At 60.5% G+C, this 19991-nt stretch carries 16 protein-coding genes and 1 other RNA gene; 5 read left to right on the top strand and 12 right to left on the bottom strand.

The genetic code is table 11. From position 1 onward, the window contains the following. Nucleotides 1-22: 22 nt before the first annotated feature. From ITX55_RS03210 to ITX55_RS03170, 9 genes are all read right to left on the bottom strand, one after another. Nucleotides 23-808, bottom strand: coding sequence for a heme ABC transporter ATP-binding protein (locus ITX55_RS03210; protein WP_033642893.1), 786 nt, complete (start codon nt 806-808; stop codon nt 23-25). Beyond that, entirely contained in the window at nt 801-1805 is a 1005-nt protein-coding gene (locus ITX55_RS03205) for an iron ABC transporter permease (protein ID WP_044031352.1), read from the bottom strand. The genes ITX55_RS03210 and ITX55_RS03205 overlap by 8 nt, the downstream gene beginning before the upstream one ends. Then, a complete protein-coding gene (locus tag ITX55_RS03200; RefSeq protein ID WP_046898504.1) occupies nt 1805-2635 on the bottom strand; it encodes a hemin ABC transporter substrate-binding protein in 831 nt (276 codons plus the stop codon). The genes ITX55_RS03205 and ITX55_RS03200 overlap by 1 nt, the downstream gene beginning before the upstream one ends. Beyond that, nucleotides 2632-3669, bottom strand: a complete 1038-nt coding sequence (locus ITX55_RS03195; RefSeq protein WP_042784357.1) for a hemin-degrading factor — start codon at nt 3667-3669, stop codon at nt 2632-2634. The genes ITX55_RS03200 and ITX55_RS03195 overlap by 4 nt, the downstream gene beginning before the upstream one ends. Before the next feature lie 66 nt (nt 3670-3735). Then, complete coding sequence (locus ITX55_RS03190) at nt 3736-5820, bottom strand: TonB-dependent hemoglobin/transferrin/lactoferrin family receptor (RefSeq protein ID WP_033642897.1); 2085 nt, start codon at nt 5818-5820, stop codon at nt 3736-3738. 94 nt (nt 5821-5914) lie between these two features. Next, nucleotides 5915-6097 carry a hemin uptake protein HemP gene (gene hemP, locus ITX55_RS03185; protein WP_016927944.1) on the bottom strand — a complete coding sequence of 61 codons (183 nt, stop codon included), beginning with the start codon at nt 6095-6097 and terminating at the stop codon, nt 5915-5917. A 172-nt stretch (nt 6098-6269) separates the two neighbouring features. Beyond that, complete coding sequence (locus ITX55_RS03180) at nt 6270-6755, bottom strand: glutathione peroxidase (RefSeq protein WP_033642898.1); 486 nt, start codon at nt 6753-6755, stop codon at nt 6270-6272. A 105-nt stretch (nt 6756-6860) separates the two neighbouring features. After that, complete coding sequence (locus ITX55_RS03175) at nt 6861-7907, bottom strand: 3-deoxy-7-phosphoheptulonate synthase (protein ID WP_033642899.1); 1047 nt, start codon at nt 7905-7907, stop codon at nt 6861-6863. 196 nt (nt 7908-8103) lie between these two features. After that, complete coding sequence (locus ITX55_RS03170) at nt 8104-8964, bottom strand: pyruvate, water dikinase regulatory protein (RefSeq protein ID WP_160880175.1); 861 nt, start codon at nt 8962-8964, stop codon at nt 8104-8106. A 458-nt stretch (nt 8965-9422) separates the two neighbouring features. Between ITX55_RS03170 and ppsA the strand changes: the two genes are divergently transcribed. Continuing rightward, entirely contained in the window at nt 9423-11801 is a 2379-nt protein-coding gene (gene ppsA / locus ITX55_RS03165; protein ID WP_033642901.1) for a phosphoenolpyruvate synthase, read from the top strand. A gap of 108 nt (nt 11802-11909) precedes the next feature. Here the strand turns inward: ppsA and rprA are convergent. Both rprA and ydiK read right to left on the bottom strand, forming a co-directional pair. Further along, an RNA gene (gene rprA / locus ITX55_RS03160) (antisense sRNA RprA) lies at nt 11910-12021 on the bottom strand. Between the two features lie 258 nt (nt 12022-12279). Then, nucleotides 12280-13380 carry an AI-2E family transporter YdiK gene (gene ydiK, locus ITX55_RS03155; RefSeq protein WP_108680610.1) on the bottom strand — a complete coding sequence of 367 codons (1101 nt, stop codon included), beginning with the start codon at nt 13378-13380 and terminating at the stop codon, nt 12280-12282. A 245-nt stretch (nt 13381-13625) separates the two neighbouring features. Here ydiK and ITX55_RS03150 point away from each other — a divergent pair, with 245 nt between their 5' ends. Then, the gene (locus ITX55_RS03150) at nt 13626-16682 is read left to right on the top strand and encodes an FAD-binding and (Fe-S)-binding domain-containing protein (protein ID WP_108680612.1); all 3057 of its coding nucleotides are present in this window, start codon (nt 13626-13628) and stop codon (nt 16680-16682) included. Next, on the top strand, nt 16679-17095 hold the full coding sequence (gene menI / locus ITX55_RS03145; RefSeq protein WP_016927938.1) for a 1,4-dihydroxy-2-naphthoyl-CoA hydrolase: 417 nt from the start codon (nt 16679-16681) through the stop codon (nt 17093-17095). Before ITX55_RS03150 ends, menI begins: the two co-directional genes overlap by 4 nt. 45 nt (nt 17096-17140) lie before the next feature. On the opposite strand, the gene ITX55_RS03140 is transcribed toward menI, so the two are convergent. Beyond that, on the bottom strand, nt 17141-17545 hold the full coding sequence (locus ITX55_RS03140; protein ID WP_004931369.1) for a hypothetical protein: 405 nt from the start codon (nt 17543-17545) through the stop codon (nt 17141-17143). 525 nt (nt 17546-18070) lie between these two features. Here ITX55_RS03140 and sufA point away from each other — a divergent pair. Both sufA and sufB read left to right on the top strand, forming a co-directional pair. Continuing rightward, entirely contained in the window at nt 18071-18442 is a 372-nt protein-coding gene (gene sufA / locus ITX55_RS03135) for a Fe-S cluster assembly scaffold SufA (RefSeq protein ID WP_004931368.1), read from the top strand. A 14-nt stretch (nt 18443-18456) separates the two neighbouring features. Further along, nucleotides 18457-19953 carry a Fe-S cluster assembly protein SufB gene (gene sufB, locus ITX55_RS03130; RefSeq protein WP_060660781.1) on the top strand — a complete coding sequence of 499 codons (1497 nt, stop codon included), beginning with the start codon at nt 18457-18459 and terminating at the stop codon, nt 19951-19953. Nucleotides 19954-19991: the final 38 nt, after the last annotated feature.

Below are 19991 nucleotides of genomic sequence, written 5' to 3'. Positions count from 1 at the left end.
CCTCATGGCGCCCTTGAACGTTTCATTGTCGCAGATAGACCTGCGGCAACGACACTTCGGGATGATGAATCACGCCGAGATCGGCCTGGTACCAGCGGGTGAGGATTTCCGTCTGCAACACTTCCTGCGGTGTGCCGCTCGCCACCAGACGCCCCTGATGCAACAGCAGGATGCGGTCGGCGTACAGCGCCGCCAGATTGAGATCGTGCAGCACACAGCAGACGCCCAGCGGCTGTTGGCGCGTCAACGAGCGCAGCAGGCGCAGGGTATGCTGCTGGTGGTAAAGATCCAGCGCCGAAGTCGGCTCGTCGAGGAACAGCCAGGCGGGGGACGGCTGCGGCTGCCACAGCTGCGCCAATACCCGCGCCAGTTGCACCCGCTGCTGTTCGCCGCCGGACAGCTGACGATAGTCGCGCTGCGCCAGCGCCAGGCAATCGGTCTGCGCCATCACCTGTTGGATCGCCTGGTGCTCGTCGCGTTTGCCGTGCGGCGCGCGTCCCATGCTGACCACTTCTTCCACGCTGAAGGGAAACGCCAGATCGCTGTATTGACGCATCACGGCTCGGACTTTGGCCAACTGCTGCGGCGCCCAGTGTTCCAGCGGGCGGCCAAGCAGCCGGCATTCGCCGCAGTCTGGCGTCAAATAGCCGGTCAGCAAACGCAGCAGCGTCGATTTGCCGGCGCCGTTAGGGCCGATAATCGCCACCATTTCACCGCCGGCGAGGCTGAGCGAAACATCGTTGATCAAGCGGCGCGTACCGAGGCTGTAGCGCAGCTCCCGGGCCGTGAGGTTGGCGGCGTTATCCACCGGTTCGCTCCCGCTGGCGCATCACCAGCCACAAGAAGTAAGGGCCGCCGATCAGGCTGGTCATCAATCCCACCGGCATTTCGGCCGGCGCCACCAGCGTGCGCGCCAGCGTGTCGCTGACCAGTAACAGGCAGGCGCCGCCCAGGGCGGAGCAGGGCAACAGCCAGCGGTGATCCCCGCCGAGGCGCATGCGCACCAGATGCGGCACTACCAGACCGACGAAGCCGATCACGCCGCTCATCGCCACCGCCGCGCCGATCAACAGGGCGCTCAACAGCAGCAGCTGCAGCTTGGCGCGCTGAACGTTCACCCCGAGGTAGTGTGCCTCTTCGTCCCCCAGCTGTAACAGGTTCAGACGACGCGCCTGCAGCAGCGTCAGCAGCGCCGTGGGCAGGATCAACGAGGCGGAAACGGCCAGCGTCGGCCATTGCGACTGGCTGAGGCTGCCCATCATCCACAGCGAGAATTGGCGCAGCTGTTGATCGCTGCTGATGTAGGAGAGCACGCCGATGGCCGCCATGCACAGGGCGTTGATCGCGATGCCCGCCAGCAGCAGCCGCGACAGATTGCCGTGCCCGCTGCGGCTGATGCCGTAGATCAACAGCGATACCAGCAGGCTGCCGAGGAACGCCGCCAGCATGTGGCCATACAACGCGATCGTCACCGGCAACGCCAGCGGCATCACGATGAACAGCGCGACAAACAGCGCGCCGCCGCTGCTGATGCCCAGCAGGCTCGGATCCGCCAGCGGATTGCGGAACAGCCCCTGCATTACCGCGCCGGATACCGCCAGCGCACAGCCGATCACCACCGCCAACAGCACGCGCGGCAGACGAATGTTGAGCCAGATGTGCCAGGCGGCGTCGCTGAAGGGTTCGCGCCACAGGGTGCCAAACGACAGCGTCAGCGCGCCCAGGTTAGCGGCGACCAGCGCCAGCAGCGTCAGCAGCACCAGCAGGCCGATGATGGCTAACTGAGGCGAGGTGCGACAGCGCATTACTTTTGCTCCGCCGCGTGGCGCAGTTTGGCCAGCGCCGCCGGCGTTTCCAGACCGAAGCCCAGCAGCGCCATGTCATCGACGATCAGCACGCGACGCTGCTTGCCTGCCGGCGTCAACGCCAGACCCGGCAACGTCCACAGCTGCTGTTCGCCGCCGAGGGTGCGCACGCCGTCGGTGGTGACCAGCAACAGGTCCGGCGCGCTGGCGATGACGCCTTCCTGCGACAGCGGACGGTAGCGGTCAAAACCCTGCATGGCGTTTTTCAGTCCGGCGGCGGCGATCACCGCGTCGGCGGCGGTGTGTTGCCCGGCCGCCATCGGCGTAATGCCGCCGTGGCTCATCACAAACAGCACCTTGACCGGCAGCGGGGTGGTATCGACCGCCGCCAGCTGCTGTTGATAGCGCTCGCTCAACTGCTTGCCTTGCTCATCACGCTGCAGCGCGGCGGCGATCGCGGCGATTTTTTGCGGCACCGCCTGCAGGGTGGTGTCACCCGGCACGCTGACGACCTTGACGCCGCTGTCCGCCAGTTGTTTGAGCACCAGCGCCGGCTGCGCCAGCTCGGTTGTCAGCACCAGCGTCGGTTTCAGCGCCAGAATGCCTTCGGCGTTCAGCTGGCGCATGTAGCCGACGTCCGGCAGCTTTTTCACCGCTTCAGGATGCAGGCTGGTGCTGTCGCGGGCGATCACGTCGTTGCCGGCGCCGAGCGCAAAGGCGATTTCCGTCACGTCGCCGCCGATCGAGACGATGCGCTGCGCCGCGGCGGCGGTGAGCGGCAGCGTCAGCGTCACCATCAACGCCAGGCGGCGGATCAAGGAGGATTTCATGCGGCGATGTCCTTGGCGGCGAGCGCGGCGACCTGCTCGCGCCACTGGGTTTGTTCCGGTTGGCCTTCGGTGCGCTGGCCATACAGCTGCGCGATCTGCGTGCCATCTGCGGCGAACAGCTCCAGGCTGGTGACGATGCCGTCTTTGGTCGGTTTGCGGGTGATCCAGCTTTCGGCGATGGCGTTTTCAATCAGGTGCAGCGTGAAGCGGCGGTTGAACACGTTGATCCAGCCTTCCTGCGGCATCAAGCGTTCGATCTGGCCGGTGAAAATCTGCACGCAGCCACGGTTGCCGACGAAGATCATGATCTCATTTTGCTGTTGCTGCGCCGCCTCCAGCAGTTGCGACAGCGCGCTGTTGTCCACCTGATAGGCCAGATCGTCGCCGACGGCGCGGAAGGCCTGCTGGCGCGTCAGCTTATTGCGGCTCAGCAGCTGGAAGAACTGGTGCACGTCGGTCATCGCGCGCCATTCAGCGTCGATTTTGGCCTGATCCTGCGTGGCTTCATCGGAGGTGGCCGCCTCGGCGGGCTGCAGCGCCAGCGCCGGGTTTTCTTCGCTCAGGTGGCGTTCCACCAGCGCCATCCAGGCCGGCAGATCGGTTTCCTCGGTGGTGTAGATCTTGTGCAGCGCATCGCCCTGCGGGTCAAAGAACTGAATGCTGTGGCGCACGCCGCGCTTGTTGGTTTCGCTCATGGCGAAGACGCTGGTCCAGTGGTTGAGGAACAGGCGCAGATCCAGCTCGCGCGGGTTGAGGATCAGCCCGGCGTGGCCGTTGAGGTGCTGGTTGCGGTAGCGGCCCATCTGCTCATGCACCGCATAGCTGTTGCGGGTGATGGACTTGGTGACGCCCACTTGCTCGAGTTCGGTCAACAACGTGCGGGCGTCGGCCTGCAGGCGGCGGGCGTCGTGGCCAACGCGGGCGTGCGTCAGTTCCGCTTCGCTGACGCCAAGGATCGCCGCCAGATCGCGGGCGTATTTGCCGGGATGGTCGATTTTAGCCTGTTGGTAACGTTCGTACAGGGTGTTGCTCATGCGGGATTCTCCTGCGCTGTGATGCGAATGGCGGACACACCGGATGTCCGCCAGATAGTCAAATGATCACCACTGGTAGCTGACCAGCAGTTTGGCGTTGCGGCCATCCTGCGGGACGCCCTGCGGCGAGTAGTACTCTTTGTCGAAGGCGTTGCCCAGCACCACGGTGGTGGTGACGCCCTGCAGACGGTCGCGGCCTTTGTAGCTCAGATAGAAGTCGTTAACCCCGTAGCCGCCTTGCTCCGGCGTGCCCGTCTGCACGCGGGTGGCGCGTTCGGCGAAGGTGGCGACCCAACCGGCGGACAGACCGGTTTCGCCCAGCGGGACATCCAGCGAGCTGGTGACGGTGTCCGGATTGATGCTGCTCAACCAGTCACCGGTCGCTTCATTTTTGCCGCGGGTGCGGTTATAAGCCAAATCCCAGCCGAACCATGAGGTTTTATAGCTGAGCGTAGCGTCCCATCCCCAGATTTTTGCGCGATCGATATTGGTCGAGAAGGTGGTGCAACTGATGCAGTAAGGGCCGCGCGGGCCGCGTCCCAGCTCCATGGTGACGTCGGTTGTGATGTAATCCTTGGCTTTGGTATCGAAATAGCTCGCTTTGAACTGCAAGCTATCATCGGCGAGCAGCAGATCGTCGAAACGCAGACCAAATCCGTACTCTTGAGTTTCATTGGTTTCCGGTTTCAAATTAGGGTTCGGCACCCAATAGTTGGTGATGGTGGTAGGCCCCATTGGGATGGAGAAGTGTTTGGAGTCGTTGTACATCTCACCCATCGTCGGTGCGCGGAACGCCTGAGAATAGGAGCCGAACAGCATCAGCCAGTCGGTGGGGGTAATGCTGACTGCGCCGCGTGAGGACCATTTGTTCGCATCCACATCGGCATAGCCGTCACTTGAACCCTTGTAATTGTCATAGCGGGTGCCGGCGAGCAGGGTGACGGGCAGATCGCGCAGCGTGATTTCGTCCTGCAGCCAGCCTGAAGCGAAGTTGATTTTTGCGTGCGGGAAACTTTCGGTCGCTCCGCCCGGCGTTTGCTCCTGTTTGTAAGCCTCGGTGCCGTAGGTCAGCAGGTGCGAAGCGAAAGTATCTGCAAACAGGCGCGTGCGGTTTTCGAGTTTGGCGCCTTTAGTGGTTTGTTTGCGCGCTTCATCTTCGCTGCCGCTGGCGTGCGCGTTAATTTTCACGTCCGAGTAATACACTTTCGCTTCAGCATCCAGCCAATCCTGGCCGACCGGCTTCAGTTTGTAACTCAGAGCCGCGTCGCGTTGGATCGTCGAACGATCGGTCATTAAGTTTCCAGCGGAGCTGGCTGGCGTTTGTGGGTTTTTCGGCTCTTGGGCGCTGTTGTTGTAGTAACGAAGGTTGCCGCCCAGCGACTGGTTGTCGTCGATCTTCCAGGTGCCTTTGGCCAGCACGTTGTTGATGGTTTCGTCGTTGGGGGCATCGAAGCCATTGCCCTGGCGCAGATTGCCGACGTCGCGGGTGCCGAACGACAGCAGGCCGTCGAGGTTATCGGTCTTGCCGTAGGCGCTGGCGCCCATGCCCAAGCTGTGATCGCCGCTGCCGGCGGTGCCGTAGACGCGGAACCCGCTGTCGTGGCCTGGCAACAGCAGGTCGGCGGCGTCGACAGTTTCATAAGACACTACGCCACCCAGCGCGCCGCTGCCGTACAGCAGGGCAGAAGGGCCGCGCACGATTTCGATGCGTTTCACCAACGCAGGATCTAAAAATGTGCCGTTAATATGGCCGGTATCGGTGCCCTGGCGGATGCCGTCGACCAGCGTCAGCACGCCGCGTCGGTCGTAACCGCGCATCATGAGATCCTGCCCATTGCTGCGGCCGGAGCCCGTGACGGTAATACCCGGCACGCGGCGCAGCATATCGGCAGCGGTCCCCGCAGTTTGGCTTTCCGGCGAACTGCCTTCGATGACCGTCACCATCATCGGCGCTTCAAAGCTGCTGCGCTGATTGCCGGTGGCGACCACGGTCATGGTTTCGTCAGCGGCTTTGGCTTTTTTGGCCGGCGTCGCGGGGGAAGAAGAGGGGGTCGTGCTGGTGTTTTGTGCCAAGGCCACCGTAGGCAGAGCGCAGGCAATCGCCAGACTCAACGCGGAAAAACGCAGCCGGGTGGAAAATGTCAGAGGCATGGTGCAACTCTCCGTATGTAATGAAACATATCAATAGATTTGCTGGCTGCCTGGATCACAAGATCGGGGTGGCTGGCGTTTGAGGATGCTGTGGTTATTTGGTCAGGATCAATTTCCCTGCCTTGGTCTGCCGCAGTTGATAGCGCTGGCCCTGATGGGTAATGAACGCGATGCCGTCGGCGCCGAGCAGCTGTGCGCTGTCGTAGCTGGGCGGCGCGTTTGCGCTGTGCTCGGTCGGGGCCGCGGCGGCGGGAGTTGGCGTGTTGGCAGTATCCATCATCTTTGTGCTTATAAAACAGACCATTAAATGGTAATTAATATCAAATTGAGAATCATTATCATGTGATGGAAAGGTTACATCAAGGAAAATTTTCTTACCGATGGAACCTTTTTGCCGAACGGACATCCGGCGACGGGCCGAACGCGCTCGGCCCGTAAAAAAGAGGGGATTATTTCAGCAGGGTTTCGATACGGTCGAACAGACGCTCAGGTTTGGTGATCGGCGCAAAGCGCGTGACACGTTGACCATCGGCGGTGAGCAGGAATTTGGTGAAATTCCATTTGATGCGGCGGCTGCCCAGAATGCCGGGCGCCAGGCGTTTCAGTTCGTTGAACAGCGGATGGGCGCCGGGGCCGTTGACCTCTATTTTGTTGAACAGCGGGAAACTGACGCCGTAGTTGAGGCTGCAAAAATTGGCGATCTCAAGCGGACTGCCCGGCTCCTGAGAACCAAACTGGTTGCAAGGGAAGCCGAGCACCATCAACCCGCGTTCGCGATAGTATTGCCACAAATTTTCCAGCCCGCGGTATTGCGGGGTGAAGCCGCACTTGCTGGCGGTGTTGACCACCAAGTAAGCGCGCGCCGGGAAATCGCCCAGCGTTTTTTGCTCGCCCTGCAGCGTGACGCAGGGGATGGATAACAGAGAGTGAATCATGCCGGGGCTCCCAGTGCGTTGCGGCGGGTATTAAAGGATTGCGATCAGTATAGATGAGCGAAACAGGGGAGATAAAGCCGGGGCGTGGCCCCGGCCTGCGATAGGCTAGAAGCGGCTATCGATGGCATCCGCCAGCATTGCCAGCAGCTGTTCGCTGTCGGACCAGCTCAGGCAAGGATCGGTGATCGACTGGCCATAGGTCAGCGGCTGGCCGGCGACGATTTTCTGCGTGCCTTCCACCAGGAAGCTTTCCGCCATCACGCCGGTAATGGCGGCAGAGCCGGCGCGGATCTGCTGGCAGACATTGTCGGCCACTTCCAACTGACGGCGATGCATCTTCTGGCAGTTGCCGTGGCTGAAGTCGATCACCAGGTGCTCCGGCAGATCGAATTCACGCAGGCTGTCACAGGCGGCGGCGATATCGCTGGCGTGGTAGTTCGGCGTTTTGCCGCCGCGCATGATGATGTGGCCGTACGGGTTGCCGCTGGTCTGGTAGATGGTCATCTGACCATGTTTGTCCGGCGACAGGAACATGTGCCCGGCGCGCGCCGCGCGAATGGCGTCAATGGCGATGCGGGTGTTGCCGTCGGTGCCGTTTTTGAAGCCGACCGGGCAGGAGAGCGCCGAGGCCATTTCACGGTGGATCTGGCTTTCGGTGGTGCGCGCGCCGATGGCGCCCCAGCTGATCAGATCGGCGATGTATTGGCCGACGACCATGTCCAGGAATTCGGTGGCGGTCGGCAAGCCGAGCTGGTTCACCTCCAGCAGCAGGCGGCGCGCCATTTCGATGCCGCGGTTGACCTGGAAGGTGCCGTCCAGCGCCGGATCGGAGATCAGGCCTTTCCAGCCGACAACGGTGCGCGGTTTTTCGAAGTAGGTGCGCATCACGATCTCCAGGCGATCCTGGTAGCGTTCGCGCAGGGCGTTCAGCCGGCCGGCGTAATCGACGGCGGCGTCGAGATCGTGGATGGAGCAGGGGCCGATCACCACCAGCAGGCGGCGGTCTTCACCGGTAAGGATTTTTTCAATGCGTTTACGTGACGCTGTCACGTTATCGGCGACGGCCGCCGAGATCGGCAGCTTATCCGCCAACGCTTGCGGCGTGACGAGGCTGTCGATGCGCGCGGTCCGCAGTTCATCTGTTTTGTGCATGTTGTTCCCTGGAAACTGTTCTTCTCTGCGGCAGGAGCGCCGGGAAGTGATGGCGATCACAATAACGCAAAAAGCGCTGAATTCAACCGTAGAGATTGCGTTCTGTTGATCAAAGCCGCGAAAAAAAGCACAAAAAAATCAGCTACTGCTGAAATAAACGGCAGGCGGCGGGGCGCGATGGCCCCGCGGGGAAAGATCAGAACATGCGGCGGCTCATGCCGAGGATATCGAGGATTTTGGTGGAGATCTCTTCGACCGAATAGTTGGTGGTGTTGAGGTAGCGGATCTGGTTTTTGCGGAACAGCGCCTCGACCTCGGCGATTTCCATGCGGCACTGGCGCAAGGAGGCGTAACGGCTGTTTTCGCGCCGCTCTTCACGGATCGCCGCCAGGCGCTCCGGATCGATGGTCAGGCCGAATAATTTATGCTGAAACGGTTTCAGCGAGGCCGGCAGATGCAAATTGTCCATATCGTCGGCGATAAACGGGTAGTTGGCGGCGCGGATGCCGAACTGCATCGCCAGATAGAGGCTGGTGGGGGTTTTGCCGCAGCGCGAGACGCCGAGCAGGATCACCTGCGCCTGATCGAGGTTGCGCAGCGAAATGCCGTCATCGTGCGCCAGGGTATAGTCGATGGCGGCGATGCGGGCGTCGTACTTGCCGAGGTTGCTGGCGGTCAGGCCGTGGGTGCGGTTCGGCACCGGCGTCGGTTCCACATCCAGCTCGCCCTGCAGCGGGCCGACCAGCGCCTGCACGATATCCTGGCAGAAGCCCTGGCTCTGGACGATCACATCGCGCACTTCCGGCGAGATAATGGAGTAAAACACCAACGGGCGAACGCCGGTTTCATGGTAAATATCATCGATTTGCTGGCGAACTGCGCGTGCGCGGGCCTCGGTTTCGACAAACGGCAGGGTATAGGTGGTCGCCGTGACCGGGAACTGCGACAGCACCGCGTGTCCCAGCACTTCGGCGGTGATCGCCGTACCATCCGAAATATAAAAAACGCTTCTTTCCACCCGAGGCTCCTTACCTGAAAACGGTGTTCCTGCTGTCATCACTGTCAATATCATGGGCCGCAGACGATCCGTCGGTAAAGGGGCGAGAGAAAAAATTGTGACGACGGGGCGATAAACCGCCATGCGGCGGCGCAGGCGGAAAGCGCGATTAGCGGCCATAAAAAGTGCGGCCCAGCGGCGCTTTTCCACCTGAAGCGCGAGTTTGCCGTTATTTTCACCAAAAACGGTAGCGTTTGCGCGGTCATTAAAACAGAAGTTTAAAAAGAACGTAATTAGTTGAGAACTAAGCTTTTCGTGCGTTTGGGAACGGTTCCCAGGCAAATCAGCCGGTTAGGACATTCTCTTAAAAACCACTTTCTTCAGTGGGTTGATCGATTCACCTTTCCATTTTCCCCGGATCAGTGTGCTAGTCTGATTCGGCTCCGCGTTTAGCGGCGCCGTAAAGCAAGCGAATTAAATCCGTCTTTACCCTACTGATAGCAATAAGGATTGTCTCGATGTCCAACAATGGCCCAGACTTGCGTAATGTGCTTTGGTACAACCAGCTTGGCATGCACGACGTTGACCGTGTCGGCGGCAAAAACGCTTCCCTCGGTGAAATGATCACCAATCTTTCCGATTTGGGCGTGGCCGTGCCGAACGGTTTTGCCACCACCGCGCAGGCGTTTAACGATTTCCTCGAACAAAGCGGTGTTAACCAGCGCATCTATCAGTTACTGGATCAGACTGACGTTGACGACGTTGCACAACTGGCCAAGGCCGGTGCCCAGATCCGCCAATGGGTGATCGACACGCCGTTCCACGCCGAGTTCGAGCGTGAAATTCATCAGGCTTACCAACAGCTCGCCGACGGCGAACCGGAAGCTTCCTTTGCGGTGCGCTCCTCCGCCACGGCGGAAGACATGCCGGACGCTTCCTTCGCCGGCCAGCAGGAAACCTTCCTCAACGTGCAGGGCATCGACGCCGTGATGGTGGCGATCAAGCACGTGTTCGCGTCGCTGTTCAATGACCGCGCCATCTCTTATCGCGTGCACCAGGGCTACGACCACCGCGGCGTCGCGCTGTCGGCGGGCGTACAGCGCATGGTGCGCTCCGATCTGGCCTCCTCGGGCGTGATGTTCACCATCGACACCGAGTCCGGCTTTGATCAGGTGGTGTTCATCACCTCCGCCTTCGGTCTGGGTGAGATGGTGGTGCAGGGCGCGGTGAACCCGGATGAGTTCTATGTGCACAAGCCGACGCTGCAAAAAGGCAAGCCTGCGATCGTGCGCCGCAACCTGGGTTCGAAAAAAATCCGCATGGTGTACGCGCCGTCGCAGGATCACGGCAAGCAGGTGCGTATCGAAGACGTGCCGGAAGCGCAGCGCAGCCGGTTCTCGCTGACCGATGACGAAGTGCAGGCGCTGGCGCATCAAGCGATCCTGATCGAAAAACATTACGGCCGTCCGATGGATATCGAGTGGGCGAAAGACGGCCATACCGGCAAACTGCTGATCGTGCAGGCGCGCCCGGAGACCGTTCGCTCCAACGAACAGACCATGGAACGCTATCAGCTGAACGGCTCCAGCCCGGTGCTGGTGGAAGGCCGCGCCATCGGTCATCGCATCGGCGCCGGTCCGGTGAAAGTGATTCACGATATCAGCGAAATGGATCGCATCCAGCCGGGCGACGTGCTCGTGACCGACATGACCGACCCGGACTGGGAGCCGATCATGAAGAAGGCCGCTGCGATCGTCACCAACCGCGGCGGGCGCACCTGCCACGCGGCGATCATCGCCCGTGAGCTGGGCATTCCGGCGGTAGTGGGCTGTGGCCACGCCACCGACGTGCTGAAAGACGGCCAGAAAGTCACCGTATCCTGTGCGGAAGGCGACACCGGCTTCGTTTACAGCGACATGCTGGACTTCAGCGTGCAGAGCTCCGAAGTGACCGAACTGCCGGATCTGCCGCTGAAGATCATGATGAACGTCGGCAACCCGGATCGCGCTTTCGACTTCGCGCGTTTGCCGAACGAAGGCGTGGGCCTGGCGCGGCTGGAATTCATCATCAACCGCATGATCGGCGTGCACCCGCGCGCGCTGCTGGAGTTCGATCAGCAAACGCCGGCGTTGCAAAACGAAATTCGCGCGTTGATGCAGGGCTATGACCACCCGGTCGAGTTCTACGTCGGTCGTTTGACCGAAGGGATCGCGACGCTGGGCGCCGCCTTCTGGCCGAAGCGCGTGATCGTGCGTCTGTCCGACTTCAAATCCAACGAGTACGCCAACCTGGTGGGCGGCGACAAGTATGAACCGCACGAAGAGAACCCGATGCTGGGCTTCCGCGGGGCCGGCCGCTACGTGGCCGACAGCTTCCGCGATTGCTTCGCGCTGGAGTGCGAAGCGGTGAAACGCGTGCGTAACGAAATGGGGCTGACCAACGTCGAAATCATGGTGCCGTTCGTGCGCACCGTGGCGCAGGCGGAAGCGGTGGTGGCCGAGCTGGCGCGTCAGGGGCTGAAACGCGGCGAAAACGGGCTGAAAGTGATCATGATGTGCGAGATCCCGTCCAATGCGCTGCTCGCGGATCAGTTCCTTGAGCACTTCGACGGCTTCTCCATCGGCTCCAACGACATGACCCAGCTGGCGCTGGGGTTGGATCGCGACTCCGGCGTGGTGTCAGAACTGTTCGACGAACGCAACGACGCGGTGAAAGCGCTGCTGTCGATGGCGATCCAGGCGGCCAAACGCCACGGCAAATACGTCGGTATCTGCGGCCAGGGGCCGTCCGACCATGAAGACTTCGCCGAGTGGTTGATGGAGCAGGGCATCGATAGCCTGTCGCTCAATCCGGATACCGTAGTGCAGACCTGGATCAACTTGTCGAAAAAGAAATAAGGCTTCGGCGTTGCTAAGGCATTAATACCCGGCCGCAGTTTACGCTGCGGCCTTTTTATTTCTGAATGTAAATAACGGCGCGTTAAATAATCAATTTGGCGAAAAAAGAATAAAAAAAGCCCATCGTAGGAGATGGGCAAAGACTACACACAGCAATTCACATGTATGGCATTACATTGTTCAGAAAGGTTGCTTTAAAATCAGTGATTTGAAGCAATAGATGGCCATAATACTAGATATTTGAACGCGACTAGTCATTAAGAATCATCCTAATCGATAGCGGTATCACCATTTATTTGCGGGCGTTATCTCTTTTTGCATTTTGCAGCAAACACGGATTTACATTGCACCTTTCCATTTGCCGCGCCTTAATCAATAAACAACGGCATTATATTTGGCGAAGATATTACCCGAATGAGGTAGGCGTAGTGAGAGGGGAAACTCTTCCGCCCGGCGATGCGGGCGGAAGGGAGGGCGATTAACGTTTTTCCAGTTCTTCGATCACTTGCTCCGGCGCGGTGGTCGGCTCCGGCGCTTCATCCATCCAGGCGGTCAGCAGGCGATAAGACACCGCCAACACTACCGGGCCGATGAACAGGCCGATCATGCCGAAGGCCAGCAAACCGCCGATAACGCCGGACAGGATCAGCAGCAGCGGCAGATCGGCGCCCATGCGGATCAGCACCGGGCGCAGCACGTTATCCAGCGTGGCCACCACGCAGCTCCAGACCAGCAGCACAGTGCCCCAGGTGGTGTCGCCGTGCCAGTACAGCCAAATGATGGCCGGCACCAGCACCAACAGCGGCCCCAATTGCGCCACACAGCAGATGAAGATCAGCATCGTCAGCAGGGTGGCGGCCGGAATGCCGCTTATCGCCAGACCGATGCCGCCCAGCACCGACTGCACCAGCGCCGTCACTACCACGCCCAGCGCGACCGCGCGGATCGCCTGGCCGCCCAGCAGCACCGCCGCATCGCCGCGCGCGGAACCGAGGCGCACCGCAAAGTGACGGATACCCAGCGCGACCTGTTCGCCGCGCGCGTACAACAAGGCGCTGAACAGCAGCATCAGCGCGCAGTGCAGCAGCAGGCGGCCGATATGCGCCGCCTGCGCCACGAACCAGGTGGCGGTCTGGCCGAAGTATGGCTGTACCTTCGCCAGCAGCGCGGCGCCGCCGGCGTTAACCAGCGTATGGTAGCTGGTATAGAGCTTGTCGCCGATCATCGGGACGGATTGCAGCCAGGCGAGGTTGGGAATATGCAGCTTGCCTGGCGAGCTGGCCCAGGCGATCAACGGTGCGCTGTTATCCACCACGCTGCTGATCAGCAGGGAGATGGGCAGAATGAACAGCAGGATCAACAGCAGGGTCATGACCAGCACCGCCAGCGAGCGGCGGCCCCACAGCAGCTTTTGCAGTTTGAGCAGCAGCGGCCAGGTGGCGATGACCACCATGCCCGCCCAGGCGAAGCCGAGAATAAACGGTTGGATCACCCAGAAACAGGCGACGATCATGATGGCGATAAACAGCACGCCGAAAATAATTCGCGGTAAGTCGTAACGCGATTGCGGGAGTGGCATCAGTGGGTTCTCATCCTGGTCAATTAAATCCCTGGCACCGGCGAATCGGGGTGCCTGTCTGTCGGTTTATCACCGCCGGGCGGCCGCCTGTGGCGGCGCTCGCAGGGCGGTAATAATGTGAATGCCTTCACTAAACGAGTATGTTAGTTTTTAGTGTCACTAAAAAATAGGGTGGGTCTGAATTAAAGGCCCGATTCAGCGTACATCAGCGCATAAAAAATAGACGGACAGGGTCAAAAAAGCGAATGATCCCACAGATTTCTCAGGCGCCCGGCCTCGTTCAACGGGTGCTCGACTTTTTGGAAGCACTGAAGCAAAACGGATTCAACGGCGATACCGCCACCAGCTACGCCGACCGGCTGACGATGGCCACCGACAACAGCATTTACCAGCTGTTGCCCGATGCGGTGGTGTTTCCCCGTTCCACCGCCGACGTGGCGCTGATCGCCCGCCTGGCGGGGGAAGAGCGTTTCAATACGCTGACCTTCAGCCCGCGCGGCGGCGGCACCGGCACCAACGGTCAGTCGCTTAATACCGGCATCGTGGTCGATATGTCGCGTCATATGAACCGCATTCTGGAGATCAACGTCGAACAGGGCTGGGTGAAAGTCGAAGCCGGGGTCATCAAGGATCAGCTGAATCAATATTTGCGGCCGTTCGGCTACTTCTTCTCGCCGGAACTGTCCACCAGCAACCGCGCCACCTTGGGCGGCATGATCAACACCGACGCCTCCGGCCAGGGCTCGCTGGTATACGGCAAAACCTCCGATCACGTGTTGGGCCTGCGGGCGGTGCTGCTGGGCGGCGAGATGATCGACACCCGCGCCATGCCGACGGCGCTGGCGGAAACGATTGCCCTGGAAGAGACCGCTGAAGGGCGCATCTACCGCACGGTGCTGAATCGCTGCCGCGAGCAGCGCGCGCTGATCGTGGAAAAATTCCCCAAACTCAACCGCTTCCTCACCGGTTACGATCTGCGCCACGTGCTGAGCGACGATCTGCAAACCTTCGATCTGACGCGCATCCTCACCGGTGCGGAAGGCACGCTGGCCTTTATCACCGAAGCGCGGCTGGACATCACGCCGCTGCCGAAGGTGCGTCGTCTGGTTAACGTGAAATACGACTCCTTCGACTCGGCGCTGCGTAATGCGCCCTTTATGGTCGAGGCCAAGGCGCTGTCGGTGGAAACCATCGACTCCAAGGTGCTGAATTTGGCGCGTGAAGATATTGTTTGGCATTCGGTAAGCGAACTGATCGCCGACGTGCCGGACAAAGAGATGCTTGGGCTGAACATCGTCGAATTCGCCGGCGACGATCGCGCGCTGATCGACGGCCAGATGGAGACCCTGTGCCAACGGCTGGATGAACTGATCGCCCAGCGGCAGGCCGGTGTGATCGGGTACCAGATCTGCGGCGACCTGGCGGGCATCGAGCGCATTTACAACATGCGCAAGAAGGCGGTCGGGCTGCTGGGCAACGCCAAAGGGCGCGCCAAGCCGATTCCGTTCGCCGAGGATACTTGCGTGCCGCCGCAGCACCTGGCGGACTATATCGTCGAGTTCCGCCAACTGCTCGACGACCACAAGCTGAGCTATGGCATGTTCGGCCACGTCGATGCCGGGGTGCTGCACGTGCGTCCAGCGCTCGACATGTGCGACCCCCAGCAGGAAGTGCTGATGAAGCAGATCTCCGATCGGGTGGTGGCGCTCACCGCCAAATACGGCGGCCTGCTGTGGGGCGAGCATGGTAAAGGTTTCCGCGCCGAGTACAGCCCTGAATTCTTCGGGGAAACGCTGTACGAGGAGCTGCGCCGCATCAAGACGGCGTTCGATCCGGATAACCGTCTTAACCCGGGCAAGATCTGTGCGCCGCTGGCGGTGGATGCGCCGATGATGCAGGTGGATGCGGTCAAACGCGGCACCTTCGATCGCCAGATCCCGGTCGAGGTGCGCACCTCGTTCCGCGGCGCGCTGGAGTGTAACGGCAATGGCCTGTGCTTCAACTTCGACGTGCGCAGCCCGATGTGCCCGTCGATGAAGATCAGCGGCAACCGCATTCATTCGCCGAAAGGGCGGGCGACGCTGGTGCGCGAGTGGCTGCGTCTGTTGGCCGAGCAGGGCGTCGATCCGTTGGCGCTGGAGAAACAGCTGCCGCAGCAGCGCCTCAGCTTGCGCGGTCTAATCGAGAAAACCCGCAACAGCTGGCATGCCGGCAAGGGCGAGTACGACTTTTCGCACGAAGTGAAAGAGGCGATGTCCGGCTGTCTGGCCTGCAAGGCCTGTTCCACCCAGTGCCCGATCAAAATTGACGTGCCGGGGTTCCGTTCGCGCTTCCTGCAGCTTTACCATACCCGCTACCTGCGCCCGGTGAGCGACTACATGGTCGCCGGCGTAGAGAGCTATACCCCATTGATGGCCCGCGCGCCGAAGGTGTTCAACTTCTTCTTCCGCCAGCCGTGGCTGCGGGAGATGAGCCGCAACGCCATCGGCATGGTCGATCTGCCGCTGCTGTCCAGCCCGACGCTGCGTCAGCAGCTGTCCGGCCACCGGGCGACCACGCTGACGCTGGAGCAGCTGGAAGGGCTGAGCGCCGAGCAACGCGAAGAACACGTGCTGATTGTTCAGGATCCGTTCACCAGCTATTACGACGCCAAAGTGGTGGCGGATTTCGTCCGGCTGGTGGAAAAGCTCGGTTATAAACCGGTGCTGCTGCCGTTTTCGCCGAACGGCAAGGCGCAGCATGTGAAGGGCTTCCTGACGCGGTTCGCCCGCACCGCGCGCAAAACCGCCGATTTCCTCAACCGCGTGGCGCAGCTCGGCATGCCGTTAGTGGGCGTCGATCCGGCGCTGGTGCTGTGCTATCGCGACGAATACCGCGAGATCCTCGGCGCCGAGCGCGGCGATTTCCAGGTGCAGCTGGTGCATGAATGGTTGCAACAGCGGATCGCGGATCGCGCCGAACAGCCGGCGACCGGCGAACCCTGGTATCTGTTCGGTCACTGCACCGAAACCACCGCGCTGCCGGCCAGCGGCCAACAGTGGGCGGCGATCTTCGCCCGCTTCGGCGCCAAACTGGAGAACGTCAGCGTCGGCTGCTGCGGCATGGCCGGCACTTACGGCCATGAAGCCAAGAACCTGCAAAACTCGCTCGGCATTTATGAGCTATCATGGCATCCGACGCTGCAGCGTTTGCCGCGTCAGCGCTGCCTGGCGACCGGCTATTCCTGCCGCAGCCAGGTGAAACGCATTGAGGGCAATGGCGTGCGCCACCCATTACAGGCACTTCTGGAGATGATTGAGTGAAATTGTGGAAACGTGAAACATCGCTGGAGCAGCTGAACCGCGCCGGAGACGGCTGCATGGTCAGCCATGTGGGCATCGAGTTTACTCAGCTGGGCGAGGATTTCCTGGAGGCCACCATGCCGGTGGACGGCCGCACCCGGCAGCCGTTCGGGCTGTTGCACGGCGGGGCGTCGGTGGTGCTGGCGGAATCGATGGGATCGATGGCCGGCTACCTGTGCAGCGAAGGCGAACAGAAGGTGGTGGGGCTGGAGATCAACGCCAACCACCTGCGGGCGGTGTTCGATGGCCAGGTGCGCGGGGTGTGCCGCGCGCTGCACGTTGGCCGCCGTCATCAGGTGTGGCAGATAGAGATCTTCGACGCGCGCGATCGGCTGTGCTGCACCTCGCGTCTGACCACGGCGGTCATCGACTGATCCCCGCCGGTTTCCGCAGGCGATCGGCCTGCGGAGCGCTTCGTTTTACAGCTGAAACGGCACGCGTTTGACGAAGTCCTTCTGAAACGCGTTCGCCTTCTCCCAGGTGCCTTCCATCGCATATTTTTGGCAGATCAGCGTCAGCGTGTGGCGGGCGAAGTGGTAGCTTTGCACCCGAAACAGCTGGCAGCGCTGCGGATTGTTGATCTCGACGATCAGCCGGTTGTGCAGTTTGCTGAGCGCATGCAGATAGCTGTCATCATCGCCGTTCTCCAGGCACAGATTGGCCATGGTGAGGCTGACGCTGTTGTACCGCTTCAGATGATCAATATTGCATTCCGGGCGGCGCAGCGCCGCTTCGGCCATATAAAAGTCCACCGTGGCGTCGCGCACGCTGAATTTGTAGTCATCAATCTTGCCCAGCAACCATGCGTTGATCGAAAGAGTCATTGGCTTCGCGCTCAAATTCAAATTGAATGATAATCATTATCATATAAACTGCCGCGTTGCCGATCAATCCCCGTGGCAGCGTTTTTTCATTCCATGGGGGTAAAAGGCCATCGACGGCCCAACTTAACCCAGAGCGACTAAACTTTAACTTAAAGGCCGCGCCTTGCGCCGCGGCGCAAAATGCCGATAAACGCACATTTACGACAGACAGAATGCAGAAATAGGTATTTTCTATGAATGTTTAGATCGGCAACGCACGGCGGCGCTGTAACGCTGACGGGCCACCGGGGAGTGCGGTACGGTGATGCAGGATAAAGAACAAATTCATAGGGATAGCATGCACGCCTTGCCGCCACACGCCGCAAGCCGCCACGGATGTCCCGCTGGCTTGCCGCACGCCGCAGCGAAAAACCGCGCTCGCGGCGGATACCCCCGCAAAACAAACGGTTGAAGTGATAATCGTTATCACTAACATATAAGTAACCCAGATTGGCTGTGGCCAAACACGAGTGTGAGGTAGACCCTATGCAAACGGAAAATGTCGGCACTTTTTCTTTGGACGAGAATGTCTGGCAAGGCATTTCGCTAAGCGACAGCGCCGTACGACAAATAACGAAACTGATGCAGCAGGATCCGCAGGTGAAAGGGCTGCAGCTAGGGGTAAAACAATCCGGCTGCGCCGGCTTTGCCTATGTGCTGGATCTGACCCGCGAACCCGCCGATGACGATCTGCTGTTTGAGCGCGACGGCGCCAAACTCTATGTGCCGCTGAAGGCGATGCCGTTTATTGACGGCACCACGGTAGATTATGTCCGCGAAGGGCTGAATCAGATATTCAAATTCAATAACCCTAAAGCTCAGCATGCCTGCGGGTGCGGCGAGAGTTTTGGCGTTTGAGCGATGCAATCAACATGACACGAAGCAATGTAGAAATGCCTAATGAAGTGCAGGCTTGGGTCAGCGAAGGTCGCTACAAAGAAGGTTTCTTCACCCAGCTGGCAACCGATGAGTTGGCCAAGGGCATCAACGAAGAGGTGGTGCGCGCCATTTCGGCCAAGCGCAACGAACCCGAGTGGATGCTGGAATTCCGCCTCGAGGCCTACCGCGCCTGGCTGCAGATGGAAGAGCCGCACTGGCTGAAGGCCAATTACGAACGCCTTAACTACCAGGACTACAGTTACTATTCGGCGCCGTCCTGCGGCAGCTGCGACGACGCCTGCGGTTCGCAGCCCGGCGCCGAGCAGCAACCGGGCGCGGCGACGGAAAAAGATTACCTGACCAGCGAAGTGGAGCTGGCGTTTAACCAGCTCGGCGTGCCGGTGCGCGAGGGCAGCGAGGTGGCGGTGGACGCTATCTTCGACTCGGTCTCGGTCGCCACCACTTACCGTGAAAAACTGGCGGAGAGCGGGGTGATCTTCTGCTCGTTCGGCGAAGCGATCCAGGAATACCCGGATCTGGTGCGCCAGTATCTGGGGCGCGTGGTGCCGTCCAACGATAACTTCTTCGCCGCGCTGAACGCCGCGGTGGCCTCCGACGGCACCTTCGTCTACGTGCCGAAGGGCGTGCGCTGTCCGATGGAGCTGTCGACCTATTTCCGTATCAACGCCGCCAAAACCGGCCAGTTCGAGCGCACCATCCTGATCGCCGACGAAGGCAGCTACGTCAGCTACATCGAAGGCTGTTCCGCCCCGGTTCGCGACAGCTATCAGCTGCACGCGGCGGTGGTGGAAGTGATCCTGCATAAAGACGCCGAAGTGAAATACTCGACGGTGCAGAACTGGTTCTCCGGCGGCGACAGCAAGGGCGGCATCCTCAACTTCGTCACCAAGCGCGCGCTGTGCGAAGGCGCCGGGTCGAAAATGTCCTGGACCCAGTCGGAAACCGGCTCGGCCATCACCTGGAAATACCCGAGCGTGATCCTGCAGGGCGACAATTCGATCGGCGAATTCTTCTCGGTGGCGCTGACCAGCGGCCATCAGCAGGCGGACACCGGCACCAAGATGATTCACATCGGCAAAAACACCAGGTCGACCATCATCGCCAAAGGCATTTCCGCCGGGCACAGCGAGAACACCTATCGCGGCCTGGTGAAAATCCTGCCGGGGGCGGAAAACGCCCGTAACTTTACCCAGTGCGACTCGATGTTGATCGGGCCGGACAGCGGCGCCCACACGTTCCCTTACGTTGAAGCGCGCAACAACAGCGCGCAGCTGGAACACGAAGCCACCACCTCGAAGATTGGCGACGACCAGCTGTTCTACTGCCTGCAGCGGGGCATCAGCGAGGATGACGCCATTTCGATGATCGTCAACGGTTTCTGCAAGGACGTTTTCTCCGAGCTGCCGCTGGAGTTCGCCGTCGAGGCGCAGAAACTTTTGGCCATCAGCCTGGAACACAGCGTGGGCTAATCGCCGCATTTTTAGCGCCGTCGGCGCTATCTGAGGAC

The sequence above is a fragment of the Serratia sp. EWG9 genome (genome assembly GCF_019913725.1).
GTDB lineage: Bacteria > Pseudomonadota > Gammaproteobacteria > Enterobacterales > Enterobacteriaceae > Serratia > Serratia ureilytica.
Note: the sequence above shows the minus strand (reverse complement) of the source record. Positions and strands in the feature narration are given on the sequence as shown.